Source organism: Sporocytophaga myxococcoides DSM 11118, from assembly GCF_000426725.1.
Classification (GTDB): Bacteria; Bacteroidota; Bacteroidia; order Cytophagales; family Cytophagaceae; genus Sporocytophaga; species Sporocytophaga myxococcoides.
The window spans coordinates 541,364-559,258 of the sequence record NZ_AUFX01000006.1; the positions used below are offsets into that span (position 1 = coordinate 541,364).

At 34.0% G+C, this 17,895-nt stretch carries 9 protein-coding genes and 2 rRNA genes; 6 read left to right on the forward strand and 5 right to left on the reverse strand.

What is annotated here, in order from left to right:
- Positions 1-85 precede the first annotated feature (85 nt).
- The 3 genes from K350_RS0110840 to K350_RS0110850 form a co-directional block, all read right to left on the reverse strand.
- Positions 86-358, reverse strand: coding sequence for an HU family DNA-binding protein (locus K350_RS0110840; RefSeq protein ID WP_028979938.1), 273 nt, complete (start codon positions 356-358; stop codon positions 86-88).
- A 365-nt stretch (positions 359-723) separates the two neighbouring features.
- Positions 724-3,858, reverse strand: a complete 3,135-nt coding sequence (locus K350_RS0110845) for a PD40 domain-containing protein (protein WP_028979939.1) — start codon at positions 3,856-3,858, stop codon at positions 724-726.
- A gap of 13 nt (positions 3,859-3,871) precedes the next feature.
- Entirely contained in the window at positions 3,872-4,927 is a 1,056-nt protein-coding gene (locus K350_RS0110850) for an NAD(P)/FAD-dependent oxidoreductase (protein WP_028979940.1), read from the reverse strand.
- A 302-nt stretch (positions 4,928-5,229) separates the two neighbouring features.
- On the opposite strand from K350_RS0110850, the gene porU (K350_RS0110855) reads away from it, so the two are divergent.
- The 6 genes from porU (K350_RS0110855) to K350_RS0110880 all read left to right on the forward strand — a co-directional run bounded on the left by porU (K350_RS0110855) (position 5,230) and on the right by K350_RS0110880 (position 17,388).
- Positions 5,230-9,117, forward strand: coding sequence for a type IX secretion system sortase PorU (gene porU, locus K350_RS0110855; protein ID WP_037575047.1), 3,888 nt, complete (start codon positions 5,230-5,232; stop codon positions 9,115-9,117).
- 186 nt (positions 9,118-9,303) lie between these two features.
- Entirely contained in the window at positions 9,304-9,951 is a 648-nt protein-coding gene (locus K350_RS0110860) for an MBL fold metallo-hydrolase (protein ID WP_028979942.1), read from the forward strand.
- Positions 9,948-10,655 (forward strand): CDP-diacylglycerol--serine O-phosphatidyltransferase, encoded by a 708-nt coding sequence (gene pssA, locus K350_RS0110865; protein WP_037575050.1) that lies wholly within the window; start codon positions 9,948-9,950, stop codon positions 10,653-10,655. The genes K350_RS0110860 and pssA overlap by 4 nt, the downstream gene beginning before the upstream one ends.
- A gap of 318 nt (positions 10,656-10,973) precedes the next feature.
- Positions 10,974-14,867: a type IX secretion system sortase PorU gene (porU, locus tag K350_RS28295; RefSeq protein WP_051313040.1), complete on the forward strand. Its 3,894-nt coding sequence runs from the start codon at positions 10,974-10,976 to the stop codon at positions 14,865-14,867.
- Between the two features lie 43 nt (positions 14,868-14,910).
- Positions 14,911-16,110: a type IX secretion system outer membrane channel protein PorV gene (gene porV, locus K350_RS0110875; RefSeq protein ID WP_037575053.1), complete on the forward strand. Its 1,200-nt coding sequence runs from the start codon at positions 14,911-14,913 to the stop codon at positions 16,108-16,110.
- Positions 16,111-16,116: 6 nt separating this feature from the next.
- Positions 16,117-17,388 (forward strand): M16 family metallopeptidase, encoded by a 1,272-nt coding sequence (locus K350_RS0110880; protein WP_028979945.1) that lies wholly within the window; start codon positions 16,117-16,119, stop codon positions 17,386-17,388.
- A 206-nt stretch (positions 17,389-17,594) separates the two neighbouring features.
- Here K350_RS0110880 and rrf read toward each other — a convergent pair.
- A 5S ribosomal RNA gene (gene rrf, locus K350_RS0110885) occupies positions 17,595-17,706 on the reverse strand.
- A 98-nt stretch (positions 17,707-17,804) separates the two neighbouring features.
- Positions 17,805-17,895 (reverse strand): 23S ribosomal RNA (locus tag K350_RS0110890); the annotation flags it as partial.

Below are 17,895 nucleotides of genomic sequence, written 5' to 3' on the forward strand. Positions count from 1 at the left end.
TAAGAAGGGCTCCAATGGGAGCCCTTCTTATTTAAAGTCATTAATAAATAAAGCCTGTTCTTTTCAGATCAGGCTTTTTAATTATTTATTTTACTTTTTTAGCTAGATCAGCACCTGCTTTGAATTTTACAACCTTCTTAGCTTTGATCTGGATAGTTTTACCAGTTTGTGGGTTTCTACCAGTTCTTGCTGCTCTTTTAGCTACAGAGAAAGTACCAAATCCAATGATGATAACTTTATCTCCTTTTTTCAAAGTTTTAGAAGCTGCACTTAGGAATGCATCAAGTGCTCTTTTTGAATCAGCTTTAGTTAGTTTTGACTCAGCTGCGATTGCGTCGATTAATTCTGCTTTGTTCATTTTTTTAAAAATTTAACTTGTGTTTAAAATCTTATGTCAAAATTATATGAATTCCAGTATTGTACAATAGTTTTACACAAAAATATATCAAAATGTTGATAACTTTTTTCATTTAATAATCAGCATTCATAGGGTATACAGATAATTCAAAACTGAAAACATACGTCGAAACAGGGTTACAGGTTGTGGAAAACTTGAATTGCTTATCAACAAAGGAATCCAGGGAGCAAGTTTTAAAGGCTCAAGCTATATAATAAACCAATTAACAAATACACATTTAAAACACTCATTCAGAGTATTTTACAAGTAAAAAATAGTATTATTAAATGATTTACATGTACCTGAAAATTCGATGAAAACAGATATTAAAAATCGTATCCAAAAGTGAAATAGAATAATGGAGTTTGCACCACGTTATTTTTGACTCCCCATGCTACATCTACTTTTACATAATATCCCAACAATAACGTTCTTGCGCCAAATCCATACCCTACCAGGAATGGATTCACATAGTTCCTTACTTCTGCCGTAAATGGGTTGCCATTTCCTCCAGCAACGGTGGTGTTAATACTATTATCTTTACTGAAAGGTGTATCGCCTGTCCAGGCAGATCCAGCGTCGGTAAAGGCTACTAATTGAAAATTTCTTAAAAATGAAGAAGAGATTGGTTGTCTGTAAATTGCTCTAAATGGAATGCGGAGTTCTGCATTCATCAGCACATAGCGCGACCCAAACTGTGAATTATATATAAAACCTCTCATTGGCATTGAGTACTCAATGAAAAGTAAATCAGAATTGTTCTTAAACTGAGATATCGCTAAAGGGCTGTTAGGAGAGGAATTATCGGTTGAGTTAAACAACCAGTTATCCATTCCTCCAAGCAAAAAGTTTTTCTTAGCATTACCAGTAAAGGCGCCACCAGCGACACGTGCCGCCAGAACAATTTCTTTATAAATTCTTTGATACCGTCTGAGGTCAAGATTGATTTTTCCAAAGTTGTTGGCAGAGGAGCCGTTTGCTACATACTGCTCTGCGCTAAGAATAAATCTTGTTCCTTCAATCATATTCAACCCAAGCTTTATTGTATTATCGTAAACAAAGCTGAGATTAAGTCCCTGATATCCTTGTGTGATATCTTTAGAGGTCATTTCGGTAACAGATCTTCGAGTAAAAGCAGCAAAAGGACTAACACTTAACCGGGAGTATACAGAAAACGGATAGGATGCAGTAAACGCCAATCTATTCAAAGTATATATCTGAGAAGACGTTGACTCATTTGAAGCAAAAAGATTTTTTCTATCGTACCTGACTTTGAGATCAACCCTTTTCTTTAGGTAAATATATTCTCCGAATATGTTATTGGTTTTTAAATCAGCAACACCAAAAGCTCCGACGTTTATTCTATGATTACCAAGCACATCAGACATTTGTCCCTCCAGTAATATTCCTAATCCTCTTAAAGGATCAATAAGAATTGTGGAAATGACATTATCGATTCCAAAGAAGTTTCTATATGGATATGGTCCAAGGAATGATGTTTTTTTCTGTAACTGATTTTTATTAATTGTATCAGCAGGTTCTTGCCTTAAAGGTGCCCCGGCTATCCTGCCTTTATTTGTGGTATCCTTCAAATCAGACTCAAATCGGAACTCATCCAGATTTATTTCTTTAACCTTTTCTTTTGAATTGAATTCAAATTCTTGCTTCTCTGATCTGGTTATCTTATCGTCAGATTTCTCTTCAATCTCAGAAGAAGGGGTTTCCAATCTTGTAAAAACAGAATCAAGGTTGTAGTGAGGGAAAAAGTAAGCTCTTTCTTTTCCTCCAATCCTATTTATAGTGACCAGGTTATTATTCGCACTTGATATATGGAAAGATTTAATATTATATAAAAAAGCAGATTTCCTGGAAAGCTTTTTATCAGTTAGGTTCAGGCTGTATAAATTATCAATTTTATCATCATCCGAAATGAATAAAACAGAATTTGAAGACTTTACGAATACAGGTTGGATAACATTGATATCGTTTGTAAGCCTCACTAGTTTATTACTTCCATTAAACTTAAATAAAGAATATTGCTCCAATGGTTTATAGATTTCCTTTTTGGGAAGAACAAGTGTATCAGAACTCCTGTTGGAAGCGAATATGATGTCTCTGGTTGTCCCATAAAAGGATGGAGAAAGATCGTCGAAAATGTCATTGGTAATTTGCTTCATGCCCCCACGAGCGTTATCCATTAAGAACAAATCTGTCTGCCCGTCTTTATCCGCACTGAATATAATTGCAGTACCATCCTCCGAAAAAGCAAAATCAAAAACATGTTTGAAATAAGTTATCTTCTTTTTTACCTTATCTCTTGTTTTCAAATTGTGAATTTCCAAATATGTCTTGTCACTTTTTGTATAGATAAATGCTAGTTCATCTTCTGATTTCCATGCAAAGGTAGGATTGTGGGTATCAAAATCACGTTGAGCGCTTCTGGTACCACCTTTTCTTATTGATTTTGAATCTTTTTTTCCTTTATCCGTTATCTCTACCGCAAACAAATTATATTTTCCATCCTGAAACTTAACAAATGCCATTCTATTCCCCTTAGAATTTACCTTCACAGCACTTAAAGCATTCTTTTTAGAAGAATTTAACCTTAAATATTTATCCTCCTGTGGCTCTTTATATTCTTTTTTCAGATTATTATTTATACCCAGGTAAAAGTTTCTGAATTCAGCTAAAAAAATTGAATATGGAATCCCAAGAGTACTCTCTATAGCTGCTTCTTCATTTCTTACAATACGGGTTAAGTTTAACAGATTAGGTACAGTATAAAGGCCGTACTTTTCAACTATATAATTCCAGATACCATGACCAGCAAGTTCAGCTTCTCTTCCTGTTAAAGCCGCAGGGACTTTATACTTTTTTTTCTCCAATGCTCCTCTCACATGAGAATTCATGTAAGGAGAGTTACCATAAGCTACATAAGCTGCTAGTCCTCTGATGTACCATTCGGGCAATGAAAGCAAATAAGAACTCTGAACTACATCTTTAAGACTACCACCATACATCATTACATTCAGAAGTATCTTCGTAATGCCATATGTAATCTCCTTTTTAAAATCTACCTGACTTCCTTTGTAAGATACTTCAATGCGAGATTTGACAAAGCTTGTATTTCCACCAACTACGACAAGATCTTCTCCCAGACCAATATTGCTCTGCTCACTCTTTTGAGGAGAAGTGTAAACAATCATTCTGATTCGATCATATGGGGTAAAGCCAATAAGCTCGATTACTCTTTCCAGCTCCTCTTCTGCATACCTTCCGGCGCTCTGAGCAAGCTCCATATCCCCCTCGTTATAGAATATTTCAAAATTGTGAGTTGTAAAAACTCTCCACTTAAAGCTTTTATATTGGATTCTGTTTTTACCAAACTGATCTATGTAAGCCTGAGAATACGCAGCTGATATTAAAGACAATGAGAGGAACCAGATATAAATAAAACGCATAATATATTAGCCATCAATGGCGGTAAAAGAATGATTCAAACCTAGATATATTAACTTCATTATCCAGAGGTTTATTTTCTTCTAAAAAAGAAAATAACTGCTCTGCAAAATATGGTGCCAAACTTATCCCCTTTGTTCCTAAGCCATTAAATATTGTCAGCTCAGGGTATTTGGGATGTAATCCTAATATTGGTCTTCGGTCGCTTGTAGATGGCCGAATTCCCGCTTCCTGTCTTACATATTCAAAATCAAAACTTACAAGATCTTTTAGTTTATGCTCGATTTCTTCTCTGGCCTTTTGGGTAACCTCGTCTGTCAAATCCTTCCAATCATATGTAGACCCGGCCTTTAAATTTCCATTATGCAATGGAACAACAAATACGCCTTTGCTTATAATCTGCTTTAAAGGGAATTGAGATTTTACTGTTAAAACTTCCCCTTTTACAGGTATATATGGAATCCAATTAAAATATGGGTTAAATTGATTCAGATATCCTTCAGCGAAAATAACTTTTCTTGCCTTATAATTGCCCCAGGTTACACCTTCATTTTCAAATACAAGGTCAGAACAATTGAACCTTTCACTGATAATGCTTTCTCTTTCATCAAAATACTTAAATGCTGAAGAAAGCAATGTTACTGTATCTACATAACCTCCTTTAAAAAGACTTAGACCGCCAAAATGTTTGTTTTTATTAATAGGAAAATCATCTGATGAGGTAACCACCCTTAAAAATTTATTATAGGCCTCATCAGAATGGCTGATCCAGTGATTTTGTTCTTCAATAGAGCTAAACGGTCTGAAAATAGGTAATGGATAAAAAAACTTTGCATCCAGATCTTTCTCCATTTTAAGGTAAAATTCATTCAAAAAAGGGAATAACAATTCGGCTTTCCACGTCTTAACCATCCTCTTTCCTGTAACCGGATTAAAAATTCCTGCAGCAACTTTTGAGGAGTTATTACCCCCTCCATCAACTATGAGTATTTTAAGACCTTTTTTTATTAATGTATATCCCAGTACTGAGCCAGCAATGCCTTGTCCTATTATAATGTAATCATAAATCATTCGGTAATTTAAATACATTTATCAGTAAAATTGACATTTGCAATCTCAATTTTATCGGTGAAAAAAATCAAACTAACTTTATCCAAAACTAAACCTGCGAATAATTCTGAAACCCAGTTTTTAACGGCTCAGATCCATATTTAGTATTTTTGCTGATACCCAACTTCCAATTCTCATCTGGTAATCTCCTTTATATTTTTCTTCATAAAAAAATAAAAAAGTAATAAGTACTAAATACGTCCGTTTACAAGATCGTCTGACTTTTTTCAGAAAATTTTATTGTTAACACAATTTTTACAATAATGAAATTTATTCAATTACTTTTAATCTTTTTATTAGCATATTCTTCCAAGAGCACAGCTCAACATACCAATAAAAATTCTAGGATACTTATACCATGGGGCAGTTCAGTTACTTTACAAACTAAAGATAATGAAATAAAAGTCCCAGACTTTCCTTTCGCATATCACCTGGAAAGCCAAGGTTTTCTACCCTCCTATCATATCCGCATCTATGATGAAATAGTAGAAGAAATCGAAGTCGTGGCTGATTCTATTGAAACATTAGATACAGAAACAATGGAGCTTATCAGAGGGATAGCTAAGAAAAAATTTGAAACTATAATTTCCATAAGTTATTTCAAAGGAAAACCAGTCAGCGATATTTTTATTGTTCCTATAATGATTAGTTCAGGCTACTATATAAAGCTTAAAGCGTTTTCATATCGCTACAGGAGTAGTGGGAATAGTTTAGTTCCGGATAATCCCACAAAAATTATCAGGAGAAAAAACCACTCTCAACTCTCTTCTGCTGCCACATCTAAATCTGTGCTTGCCATTGGAGATTGGTTTAAACTTAGCATTTCCAATTCAGGAGTATTTAAACTCGATTACAACTTTCTTCTAAACTCAGGCATCAATCCCTCCGACATCAATCCGAAAGAGCTCAAAATTTATGGCAATGGTGGAGGAATGCTTCCTCAAAGCAACGCAACACCCAGGTATGATGATCTTGTTGAAAATGCAATATATGTATATGGTGAAAACGATGGAAAATTTGATCCTCAAGATTATATTTTGTTCTATGGAGTTGGCCCACATGTCTGGAAATACAATGAAATTGAAAAATCATTCGATCACTCTTACAATATATACTCAGATTTTTCCTACTACTTTCTGACAACAGGCTCTGGAGAAGGGCTCCGGATCAGTAATCAGGAGTCTATTAATGGCGCTTCTGCAACAATTGAACAATTTGATGAAAGATACTTTTTTGAAAAAGATGAAGCTCAGGTAATGACCACTCCTTGGATACCGAGTGGCAGACTATGGATTGGGGATAGTTTCAATTATACATTACAAAATACTTATAGTTATGATGCTTCTGGCATTGTACCAAATAGTGATATTGTTATGAGATCAGCATCCATAGGAAGATCATCAGGCCGAACCTCATTCAATGTATCGTTAAACAATATTCCGATGGGCACGCATGAATTTACCAAATTCTTTGAAGATCCCTCTTCAGACTATCCTTACCTGGGAGAATATAAAATTGATACATGGAAAATCAACAGTTCAAACATACAGGGCAACAATATTTCCATCAAATACTCTTTCAACAAAAATGGTAAAACGGAGGCAAAAGGGTATCTGGATTTTTTCGAAATATTCATTCAGAAGAAACTAAGCATCTATGGAGATCAAACAGCTTTCAGATCATTACCAAGCCTGAATAATAACATTTCAGAATATCGTATTAACAACACTAACAATACAGAATTTATCTGGGACATTACAGATCCGCTTTTTGTTAAAAATCAAAAATATAGTTTTAACTCTGGGCAATCGTCCTTCTCTGCAAATTCATCAACATTGAGAGAATATATTATATTCAGGCCAGGTAATGTAGGCGTTCCAAATTTTGATAGTAAAATTGAGAACCAAAATTTACATGGTCTTACACTATCAGGGATACCAGACAATTTAATAATAACAACAGAAGAATTTTTAAGACCGGCAAATGAACTGGCTCAGTTTCATAAAAGCTTTGACAACCTGGACTCTTATGTTGTTACAGTAAAAAAAATATATAATGAATTTTCATCCGGTGCTCAGGATATAAGTGCTATAAGAGACTTTATTAAAATGGTTTATGACAGAAGTCAGCCTGACGATAGTCTTCGATTTGTAACCCTTTTAGGAGACTGCTCTGTGGATTACAAAAACAGAATACCAAACAATACAAACTTTGTTCCTGTATACGAATCACGCGAATCGCTGCATCCCATATTTTCTCATTCATCCGATGACTTCTATGGATTCATGGATGCGAATGAAGGTGATTGGCCGGAAAATGGAGATAATATTGATCAAATGGAAGTATGCATAGGCAGATTACCTGTCAAGACAGAATCAGAAGCCTATGAGATTATAGAAAAAATTAAAAAATACAAATCATATCAATCTTTGGGGAAATGGCGGAATAACATTACTTTGATTGCTGGGAATAAAAGTAATAAAGAACCGAATCCCAATACTTACCTAAGAACTGCAGAATCATTGGCAAGCATCATAACAAAAAATGATCAAAAATATAATATTAATAAAATTTACCTACCAGCATATCCTCTCACATATACTCCATCCGGAGCGATCTGTCCTCTGGCTAATGAAGCTATAATAAACGAATTTGAGAAAGGCACCTTCATTCTAAACTATGTGGGACATGGAAACGAAATACAGCTGGCTCAGGAAAATATTATTAATACTACTACACTTTCTACACTTAACAATCAATTTCAATTGCCCTTCATTGTAGCTGCTACCTGCCAGTTTGGAAGATATGATTATCCGGTTATACATTCTGGTATTGAGACTGCCTTTCTAAACAAAGAAGGTGGCTCAATAGGCTCATTAGCATCTACAAGACCTGTATATAACACTTCAAATGAAATTCTTAATAAAGCGTTTTATGAAGTTGCATTTTTAAAGAGAGCGACTAAATACTTGACAATTGGAGAAATTATACTTTTCACTAAAAATAATAGTGCAAATGGCATTGATAATCGAAACTATGCTTTAATAGGAGATCCCTGTCTTACTTTAAATTATCCGAAAGAGGAAATTTTTATTACCCAAATAAATGGACAAGACTCCAATGAAATAGCGGATACACTAAAAGCTTTACAAAAAGTAATGATAGAAGGGGAAATAAGATCAGGAGGCAATATAATTTCAGATTATAACGGAGCGTTGAGACTTACACTTTTTGACAAAGAAACTTCCATTACAACACTTCAATCCCCAGTCACTACATTTAACATCCAAAACAATCTTATTTATGACGGATCTGCTTCTCTAAAAAATGGAAAATTTGCAATTGAGTTTATAATTCCAAAAGATATTTCTTACCAGTACAATAAAGGTAAAATCAGTCTTTATGCTAACAATTCTCCTGATATACGCGACGGTGCAGGTTCTTCAACCAATATTATTATAGGAGGTTCAGATAAAAATGCATCCGATGACATTACCCCTCCGACTATCAAAGCTTATATGAATGATGAGTCATTTATTTTTGGAGGAATTACAAATACTAATCCAAAACTCATTGTTAATTTATTTGATGAAAGTGGAATAAACCTGGCTTCTTCAGGCATTGGTCATGAGATTTCCTTAATTATAGATAATTCGAATGAACCTATCAGTTTAAATGAATTTTATACAACTAAACTGGATAATTACAAAAATGGAACTGTTACATTTAATCTGAAAAATCTAACTCCCGGGAATCATTCAATAAAAATAAAGGCGTGGGATACTTATAATAATTCATCTGATTCATATCTTGAATTTGTTGTTGTAAACAAAGAAGAAATCGACCTCTCACAAATTATTAATTATCCTAATCCTTTCACTACTCATACGGAGTTTCACTTTGATCACAACAGATCAGGAGATGATATTGATGTCATGATCCAGATTTATACAGTGTCAGGTAAATTAATCAAAACCATGTCAGAAAGATTCTATGTCTCCCCTGTCCATATTTCAAATATATTTTGGGATGGCCGTGATGACTTCGGAGATAAAATTGGAAAAGGTGTATATATATACAAAGTTTCGGTTAAATCTCTTTCTGACGGAAATCACAAATCAAAATTTCAGAAGCTCCTTATTCTCAATTAATATTTAGGATACATCCAATGACTTAATAACTTTTAATAGATAGTGTACATACCGAATCTAAACAAATTTAGATCTTCTCAATCAATCAGTTTGAATTTACCTTTTCTAAAAAACATTAACATTTTTGAATGGTATTCGGATGAATATTGGTAATTTACAAATCGATTTTGCAAGTAAAACTTTAAAATGATTCAGATTCACTCATTCGTATTTAATCCCTTTCAGGAAAATACATATATTCTGTTTGACGAAACCGGAGAAGCCTTAATTATAGATCCAGGGTGCTATGAAAAAGATGAGCAGGAGGAACTTACTGCTTTTATTAAATCAAAAAATTTAAAAGTAAAAGTTTTGATTAACACGCATTGTCATGTAGATCACGTTTTAGGTAATAGTTTTGTAAAAGATTATTACAAAGTGGAGCTGGGTATACATCCGATAGAGTTAAATCTTTTAAGGGCAGTAAAAAGCTATGCATTCAATTATGGATTTGCCGCATATCATGGCACAGAACCTGACTACTATCTGAATGAAGGAGACAAAGTAAAATTCGGAAATTCAGAACTGGAGGTTCTATTTTTACCAGGTCATGCTCCTGGTCATATTGCATTTTATAGTGAGGAGCAAGCCTTTTGTCTTGCAGGAGATGTGCTTTTTAACAGAAGCATCGGAAGAACGGACCTTCCTGGAGGAAATTTTGAAACATTGATAAATAGTATTCAAACAAAGCTTTTTGCTCTACCGGATAATACAAGAATATTTCCAGGCCATGGTCCTTCTACCACAATTGGGGAAGAAAAACGTTACAATCCTTACTGTGCAATAAAAAAATGACCATAAAAAAGCATATTCCAAACTTCATCACTTGTTTAAACCTCCTGTCAGGGTGTATTGGAATTACAGAAGCATTCAAAGGCAATCTTGTAAATGCAGCACTTTTGATCATTGCAGGAGCAGTTTTCGACTTTTTTGATGGGTTTATTGCTCGCCTCGTTAAAGCCTCTTCCCCCATTGGGAAAGATCTCGATTCACTTGCAGATGTAATCACGTTTGGATTATTGCCAGGGTTAATACTATTTAATTTGTTAACAATAAATAGTAATCTCCCTTTAGCTATAAATTACATTCCATTAATCGTTCCTGTATTTTCCGCACTTCGCTTAGCTAAGTTCAATAATGATCCGCGTCAAACCGGTTCATTTATTGGAGTGCCTACACCAGCCAATGCACTTCTTATTGGCTCTTTGCCCCTAATAACAGAATTTAATTCGGATTTAAATTTGAATTTTATCATCCTCAATCCTTATTTTATTATTTCGCTCAGTATAATAATGTCATTGCTTTTGATTTCAGAAATTCCCCTGTTTGCCTTGAAGTTTAAGACTTTTAAATGGAAAGACAATCAGATTATTTATATTTTCTTACTAATTAGCTTAATCCTTTTACTTTTAATAAAAGTAGCTGCAATACCATTAATAGTGATTTTATATGTAATTTTGTCTGTCATCAACAATTTAATGCTAAAAAAAACAAAATAGAAATCCGTTTATTGCCGAAGTTGCAGTAATGCTACCCCAAAAAAAACCTAATTATCAACTCATAGCAATAAAATCAAGTCTAAATAGCCTAAGGTTTTCAAGTGGTTCTCATGTTATAATTGATTGATAAGTTCAATACTCATGAATTAGATGAGATTCAGGTAAAAGGAAAAGTTAACCGGTAAAAAGCTAATAGCCAACCTGATTATGGAAGGATATAGTTTTAAAATTAAACAAGCATAATAAATATTTCAAAATACCGTTTAAATCTTGCCTGTAGAATAGGCAAGATATAAACGGTTGTTTTTTTATCTATCTATGAAATTAGAAACGAAGCTATTATTTCTTCTGCTGATAGTTACTTTCAGTGCAAAAGCTCAATATTCCGAAACTAGTAAAAGCTCTATTAAGGTAAAATGGACATCTCCGGTTTCTATTCTTGATAACCAAGCTAAAACAAGATTAGTTCCTAATTTTGAAGAAGCGTTTCACATAGAACCTCAGGATTATTTACCCTCTTTCGTGCTGAGGATATATAATGAAAGAGTCCAGGAAATTACCATTTACCCGGATTCAACAGAAAGCATGGGCACAACAGATGGAGATCTTATAAGAAACACTCCTTCAGATGCATTCGAGACAAAAATTTTTATAAGATACTATAAAGGGAAACCCTTAAGTGAAATTTATATTGTTCCAATTAAGGCATCAGCCGGTTCATTCCAAAAAATTCATAAATTTTCTTATACTTATAAAACATCTCAAACATCTGAACCTCTTCCTGTTTCCAGCAAAATTATAAAGAGATCAGGAAAATCAACTGCCAGGACTGCATCAACTTCCAGTTCAGTATTATCTTCAGGAGACTGGTATAAGCTAAGCATCTCCAACTCGGGAGTTTTTAAAATTGACTATAATTTCCTTACGAACCTTGGTTTAAATCCCTCCTCCATAAATCCTAAGCAAATCAAAATTTATGGAAATGGAGGAGGAATGCTTTCTCAGAAAAATGATGATCCGAGATATGATGACCTGGTTGAAAATGCTATTTTTATTTCTGGTGAAGCTGATGGAAAATTTGACCAGGGAGATTTTATCATTTTTTATGGGGCTGGTCCACATCCCTGGTCCTATGACTTTATAAATGAAAGCTTCAACCATACTTTCAATATTTATTCAGATTTTGCGTATTACTTTCTTACCATAGGTCCGGATAATGGGCTTCGAATACCTGAACAGGTTTCTGAAACTGGAGCAGAACAAAGCATTACTCAATTTGACGATAGGTATTTTTTTGAAAAGGATGAAGCGCAAGTAATGGTAGAGCCTATAAAGCCAAGTGGCAGGCTCTGGATTGGTGATATATTTAACTACAACCTTCAATACACCTACCCTTTCGACGCCACAGGCATTATTCCTAATAGTGACGTATTATTGAGGTCTTCCTGCATAGGAAGGTCGTCAGCGTCAAGCTCATTCAATATTTCCCTAAATAATGTGGCAATTGGCACTCATAATTTTACCAATTCAGCCTATTTTGAAAATCCAAATGTTGAGTATCCTTATGTTGGCGAAGTGAAAAATGAATTATTTAAAATAAATAGTTCAGCATTTAATAATAGTTCTAACATATTAATAAAATATGTTTATAATAAAGCTGGCAAAAGTGAGGCAAGAGGTTATCATGATTATTTTGAAATATTTATCCAAAAACAATTACGCCTATATGGTAATCAGACCTCGTTTAGATCCATACCAAGTCTTAACTATAACATTTCCGAATTTAAAATATCAGGAACACAAGGCACAGAAGTCGTTTGGGACATTACAGATCCTCTGTATGTAAAAAAACAAAATTATTCCTTTGCCGCAGATACAATTTCCTTTTCAACTAATACTAGCACGTTGAAGGAATTTGTAATTTTTAACTTAAATAATCTTAGTTCGCCAGGTTATATTGGCAAAATTGCCAATCAAAATCTTCATGGCATTATTGCTCCAAACATTCCTGAAAACATTATCATTACTACTGATGAATTTGAAGATGCGGCAAATCAATTGGCTCAATTCCACAAATCCTATGACAATCAAGACAGTTATGTGGTTACTGTAAAAAAGATTTACAATGAATTTTCTTCCGGAGCCCAGGATATTACCGCTATCAGAGACTTTATTAAAATGGTCTACGACAGAAGCACTCCTAATGACAGCCTGCATTATGTAACATTATTTGGAGATTGCTCTATGGATTACAAAGACAGATTAACGAATAATACGAATTTTGTCCCCACCTATGAATCACGTCAATCCTTACATCCAATTTTCTCCTATTCTTCCGATGATTATTATGGTTTTATGGATTCCTATGAGGGAGAATGGGTTGAAAATATTAGTGGAGATGCCACTTTAGATGTAGGTATAGGACGATTGCCTGTCAAAAGTGCTGCTGAAGCTTATGCTATTGTTGATAAAATTAAAATTTACAAGAGCAATCAGTCTCTTGGAAAATGGAGAAATAGAATCACTTTAGTTGCAGATAATCAACCTAACAGTAACCTTCATTTAAATTCTGCCGAATTATTGGCAAGTAAGCTTGAACAAAATCAGCCTAATTACAATATTAATAAGGTATATATGGCTGCTTTTCCGCTGGTCTATACACCATCAGGACCTACTTGTCCTGCAGCAGCAGAAGTCATTCAAAATGATATAGATAAAGGGATTTTCTTATTAAACTATACAGGACATGGAGGAGAGTTGCAGCTGGCTCAGGAAAATATCCTTAATACTACTATCATTTCGAAATGGAAAAATATTGATCAACTCCCATTTTTAGTAGCTGCAACTTGTCAATTTGGCCGATATGACTATCCAGCAGTTGTATCCGGAATTGAAACAGCAATATTAAATGCAAATGGGGGGGCCATTGGTTCTCTTGCTTCAACCCGGCCAGTGTATTCAAATACGAATGAAGCTATAAATGTTGCTTTCTATAATGCGGTATTCCAAAAGAAAGGTAACAGATATCAAAGGTTAGGAGAAATCATGATGCCAACTAAAAATAAGAGTAACTCAGGTATTAATAACAGAAATTATTCATTATTGGCAGATCCGGCATTAACATTAAATTATCCAATAGAAGATATTGTGCTTACCAAAGTTAATGACATTAATGTTTCAGGCATGGTAAGTGATACAATTAAAGCACTTGAAAAGGTTAAACTTGAAGGTGAAGTGAGATCAGAAGGTATTGTAATTGGGGACTATAATGGAGTATTAAATTTGACGCTTTACGATAAAAAGAATATAATTACTACCATAGAAAACCCAGTTGTAAGTGTAGGATTGCAGAATAGTCTTATATATGATGGTCCTGCATCAGTTAAAAACGGTAAGTTTTCATTAGAATTTGTGATTCCAAAAGATATTTCATATCAATATAGTAATGGCAAAGCTAGTTTCTATGCCAGCAATTCACCAAACCTAAGAGATGCTGCAGGAGCTTCCTTTGACCTAGTAATTGGAGGAACTAATAAAAGTGCAGCTGAAGACAATACACCACCAGTCATTAAAACTTATTTAAATGATGAAACTTTTGTTTTTGGAGGAGCGACAGGTTCAAATCCTAAATTAATTATTAAACTATTTGATGAAAACGGAATAAATCTGGCTTCTGCTGGTATTGGTCATGAAATTTCAATGACTATAGACAACTCCAACGAAGTTATTACCCTAAATGAATTTTACAGCTCTGGTTTAGATGACTATAAAAATGGAACGGTGAATTATCCACTTAAGGACCTCGCTCCTGGTAACCATTCTATAAAGATAAGAGCATGGGATACCTATAATAATTCTTCTGAAGTTTACCTTGAATTTGTTGTTGTAAACAATGAATCAATAAGTCTTGAACATATCCTCAATTACCCGAATCCATTCTCGACCAACACTGAATTTCATTTTGATCACAATAGAGCCGGGGAAGATATAGATGTTATGATCCAGATCTATACAGTTTCAGGCAAGCTTATCAAAACTATCTCCAACAGATTATTTACAAGTCCAAGCCATGTCTCTGGAATACATTGGGATGGTCGAGATGATTTTGGTGATAAAATCGGAAAAGGGGTTTATGTATATAAATTAAATGTTAAATCTCTCAGAGATGGTAACCATAAATTTAAATACCAAAAGCTTGTAGTTCTTAACTAATAATTGATTTAAAATTTTAATTTTGAAATTCAAATCCACAACAATGATAAAAAAAATATTTTTTAGCTTAAGCATTGTAGTACTAAGCACTCAATTATCCAATGCCCAAAATACCACCTTAGGTGGGCAACAAGGTAATCCTATTACAACAGCAACCCCATTTCTAACAATTTCCCCGGATGCAAGGTCCGGCGCTATGGGAGACGTTGGCGCTGCAATATCTCCCGATGCCAATTCAATTTTCTGGAATCCGGCCAAATTAGCATTTGCTGAGAAAAATATGGGGGTTTCCATCAGTTACACTCCATGGCTAAGGAAACTCGTCAATGATATGTCCCTTTCATACTTATCAGGGTATAAAAAACTACGAAAAGAAGAGGCGATTGGGGTTTCGATGAATTACTTCAATCTTGGTAACATTACCTTTACAGATAATAATGGTAATGTAATGCAAGACTTTCGTCCTAAGGAGTTCTCTTTTACGGGTTGTTATTCAAGAAAATTGAGCAAAACACTTGGTGTTGCTGTAGGTCTTAAATATATATATTCAAACCTATCCGGTAATATTTCAATCAACAGTGGAGGAGCAACAACTGCTGCCAAACCTGGTAATACAGCAGCAGGAGATATTGGAGTATACTTCAACAATGATTATATCATTGCAGGAACAAATACAAATATTGCTCTAGGTGCCATGTTGTCTAATATTGGAGCAAAAATATCTTATACCAATAGCAGTCAAAAAGACTTTATCCCAACTAGCCTAAGAGTTGGTACAGCAATAACTACAGAACTGGACCCTTACAACAAATTGGTCTTTGCAATAGATGCAAATAAGTTATTGGTTCCAACACCTCCTATTAGAGATAGTATTGACCAAACAAAAATTGTTAAAGGAAAAGATCCAGACAGAGGCTTATTAAGTGGGGTCCTTGGGTCTTTTTCAGATGCACCAGGAGGATTTAAAGAAGAAATGCAGGAAATCATTTTATCAGGAGGATTAGAATATTGGTATAATGATTTATTTGCAGTCAGAGGTGGGTATTTCTACGAAAATCCGCATAAAGGAAATAGGAAGTATTTTACACTAGGATTTGGGATAAGATATCAGGTATTTGGTCTAGACTTCGCATACCTTGTCCCTGTCAGATCGAACAATCCACTTGCTGAAACGTTAAGATTTACACTACATTTCAATTTCGAAAGTAAGAGCCAAAAAGATATTGAAACTATAACAGAATAATAAAAGATGCTGATAAGAACCCAGGAGCCTGATTTAAAACAATTAAAATTTAATAATATTTTATTACCAAAGCACAACGAGCTTAGTAATAAGATACCTTTTTATCAATTAATATCAGGAGCTCAGGACGTTCTCAGATTAGAAATAATTTTTAAAGCAGGAAGTCTTTATGAACCGAAAGAAAGTGTAGCTCACTTTACATCCAAAATGCTTTCGGAAGGGACTAAAGACTTTTCTGCTAAGGAAATCCAGGAAAAAATTGCATTCTATGGAGCATTCATGGAATTAAACAGTGGGTTTGATAGATCTGCGCTTACAGTCTACTGTCTGGCTCGTCATCTGGATAAATTATTACCTATAATATCTCAAATAATTACGGAGCCTACGTTCCCCGAACAGGAACTGGAGACTTTAAAACTTATAAGTATCCAATCTCTTCGTATAAATCAAGAAAAAACAGCATTCTTAGCTTCAGCAAGATTCCGGAAATTGCTGTTTGGCCAACATCCATATGGAAGTTGTATGAGTGAAGATGGTATTAGTTCTATATCCAGAGAAGATCTATTTGAATTTCATAAAAAATATTATTCATTAAATAATGCAACAATTCTTATCACAGGAGGCGGAAATACAAACTACTTCCATTTAATAGATAAGTACTTTGGCATACATCAGTTAAACAATACTAATCAAATTTCTGATAATGTGGCAAGTTTCGGAAAGCCTACTAATGAAATTATAGTCAAAGAAACTTCAATTCAATCTTCAATACGTTTGGGCTGTCCACTATTTACTATTAAAAATGATGATTATTTTAAAACATCCATTCTAGTAGAAATTTTAGGAGGTTATTTCGGCTCTCGTCTTATGAAAAATATCAGAGAAGACAAAGGATATACCTATGGAATTCACTCAAACTTTGCCGTTATGAAAAATAATGGATATCTAGTTATTGGAACTGACGTTAATAAAGAAAATACTAAGGCAACTCTAGAAGAAATCTATAAAGAAATTAATCTACTTAGATCAGATATAGTTAATATAGAGGAGTTGACACTTGTTAAAAACTATCTAAAAGGAAGCTTTATCAATTCAATAAATACATCATACTCACAGGTAGACAAGTTCAAAACGCTACTCTTTAACAACCTACCTGCAAACTTTTATGAAATGTATTTTAATACTCTAACGCATATTACTGCTGAAGAAATTCAAACAACAGCCTTAAATTATTTTCATATTGAAAATTTTTATGAAGTTGTAGTTGGTAATATTTAGTTACTTGCTTATACCATTTTTTAAAAACTTCCCTAGAATTACCCCATGCTTCATGTAGAAATAATCCCTTAATTGATATTAATGGGAAATACTTTCTTATCTGTGAATTTCAAAAAATAATATATTAGATTGATGAGGTTGTTAAAAATAGAAACCCATATAAATAAAAAAAGCTCTGAGTTGATATCAGAGCTTTCTAATAATAAGGTTGGCGACTACCTACTCTCCCGGGTGTTATCCTAGTACCATCAGCGCCACGGGGCTTAACTTCTCTGTTCGGAATGGGAAGAGGTGAACACCCGCGCTATAATCACCATTAAGGTTTTTAATACTTTTATTTTTTTTGACTCTTAAACCTTTTGTTTAAGGTCGTGACAACATCTGAGAAAAAGATATATACTATAACACACAGCGCTAACGGAAAGTCTACGGGTAATTAGTATTGCTCAGCTTAGGACATTACTGTCTTTACACCTGCAACCTATCAACGTCATCGTCTATGACGAC

Coding starts and splice junctions, on each gene's coding strand:
- K350_RS0110840 (WP_028979938.1), bottom strand. CDS start 358: ATGAACAAAGCAGAATTAATCGACGCAATCGCAGCTGAGTCAAAACTA.
- K350_RS0110845 (WP_028979939.1), bottom strand. CDS start 3,858: ATGCGTTTTATTTATATCTGGTTCCTCTCATTGTCTTTAATATCAGCT.
- K350_RS0110850 (WP_028979940.1), bottom strand. CDS start 4,927: ATGATTTATGATTACATTATAATAGGACAAGGCATTGCTGGCTCAGTA.
- porU (WP_037575047.1), top strand. CDS start 5,230: ATGAAATTTATTCAATTACTTTTAATCTTTTTATTAGCATATTCTTCC.
- K350_RS0110860 (WP_028979942.1), top strand. CDS start 9,304: ATGATTCAGATTCACTCATTCGTATTTAATCCCTTTCAGGAAAATACA.
- pssA (WP_037575050.1), top strand. CDS start 9,948: ATGACCATAAAAAAGCATATTCCAAACTTCATCACTTGTTTAAACCTC.
- porU (WP_051313040.1), top strand. CDS start 10,974: ATGAAATTAGAAACGAAGCTATTATTTCTTCTGCTGATAGTTACTTTC.
- porV (WP_037575053.1), top strand. CDS start 14,911: ATGATAAAAAAAATATTTTTTAGCTTAAGCATTGTAGTACTAAGCACT.
- K350_RS0110880 (WP_028979945.1), top strand. CDS start 16,117: ATGCTGATAAGAACCCAGGAGCCTGATTTAAAACAATTAAAATTTAAT.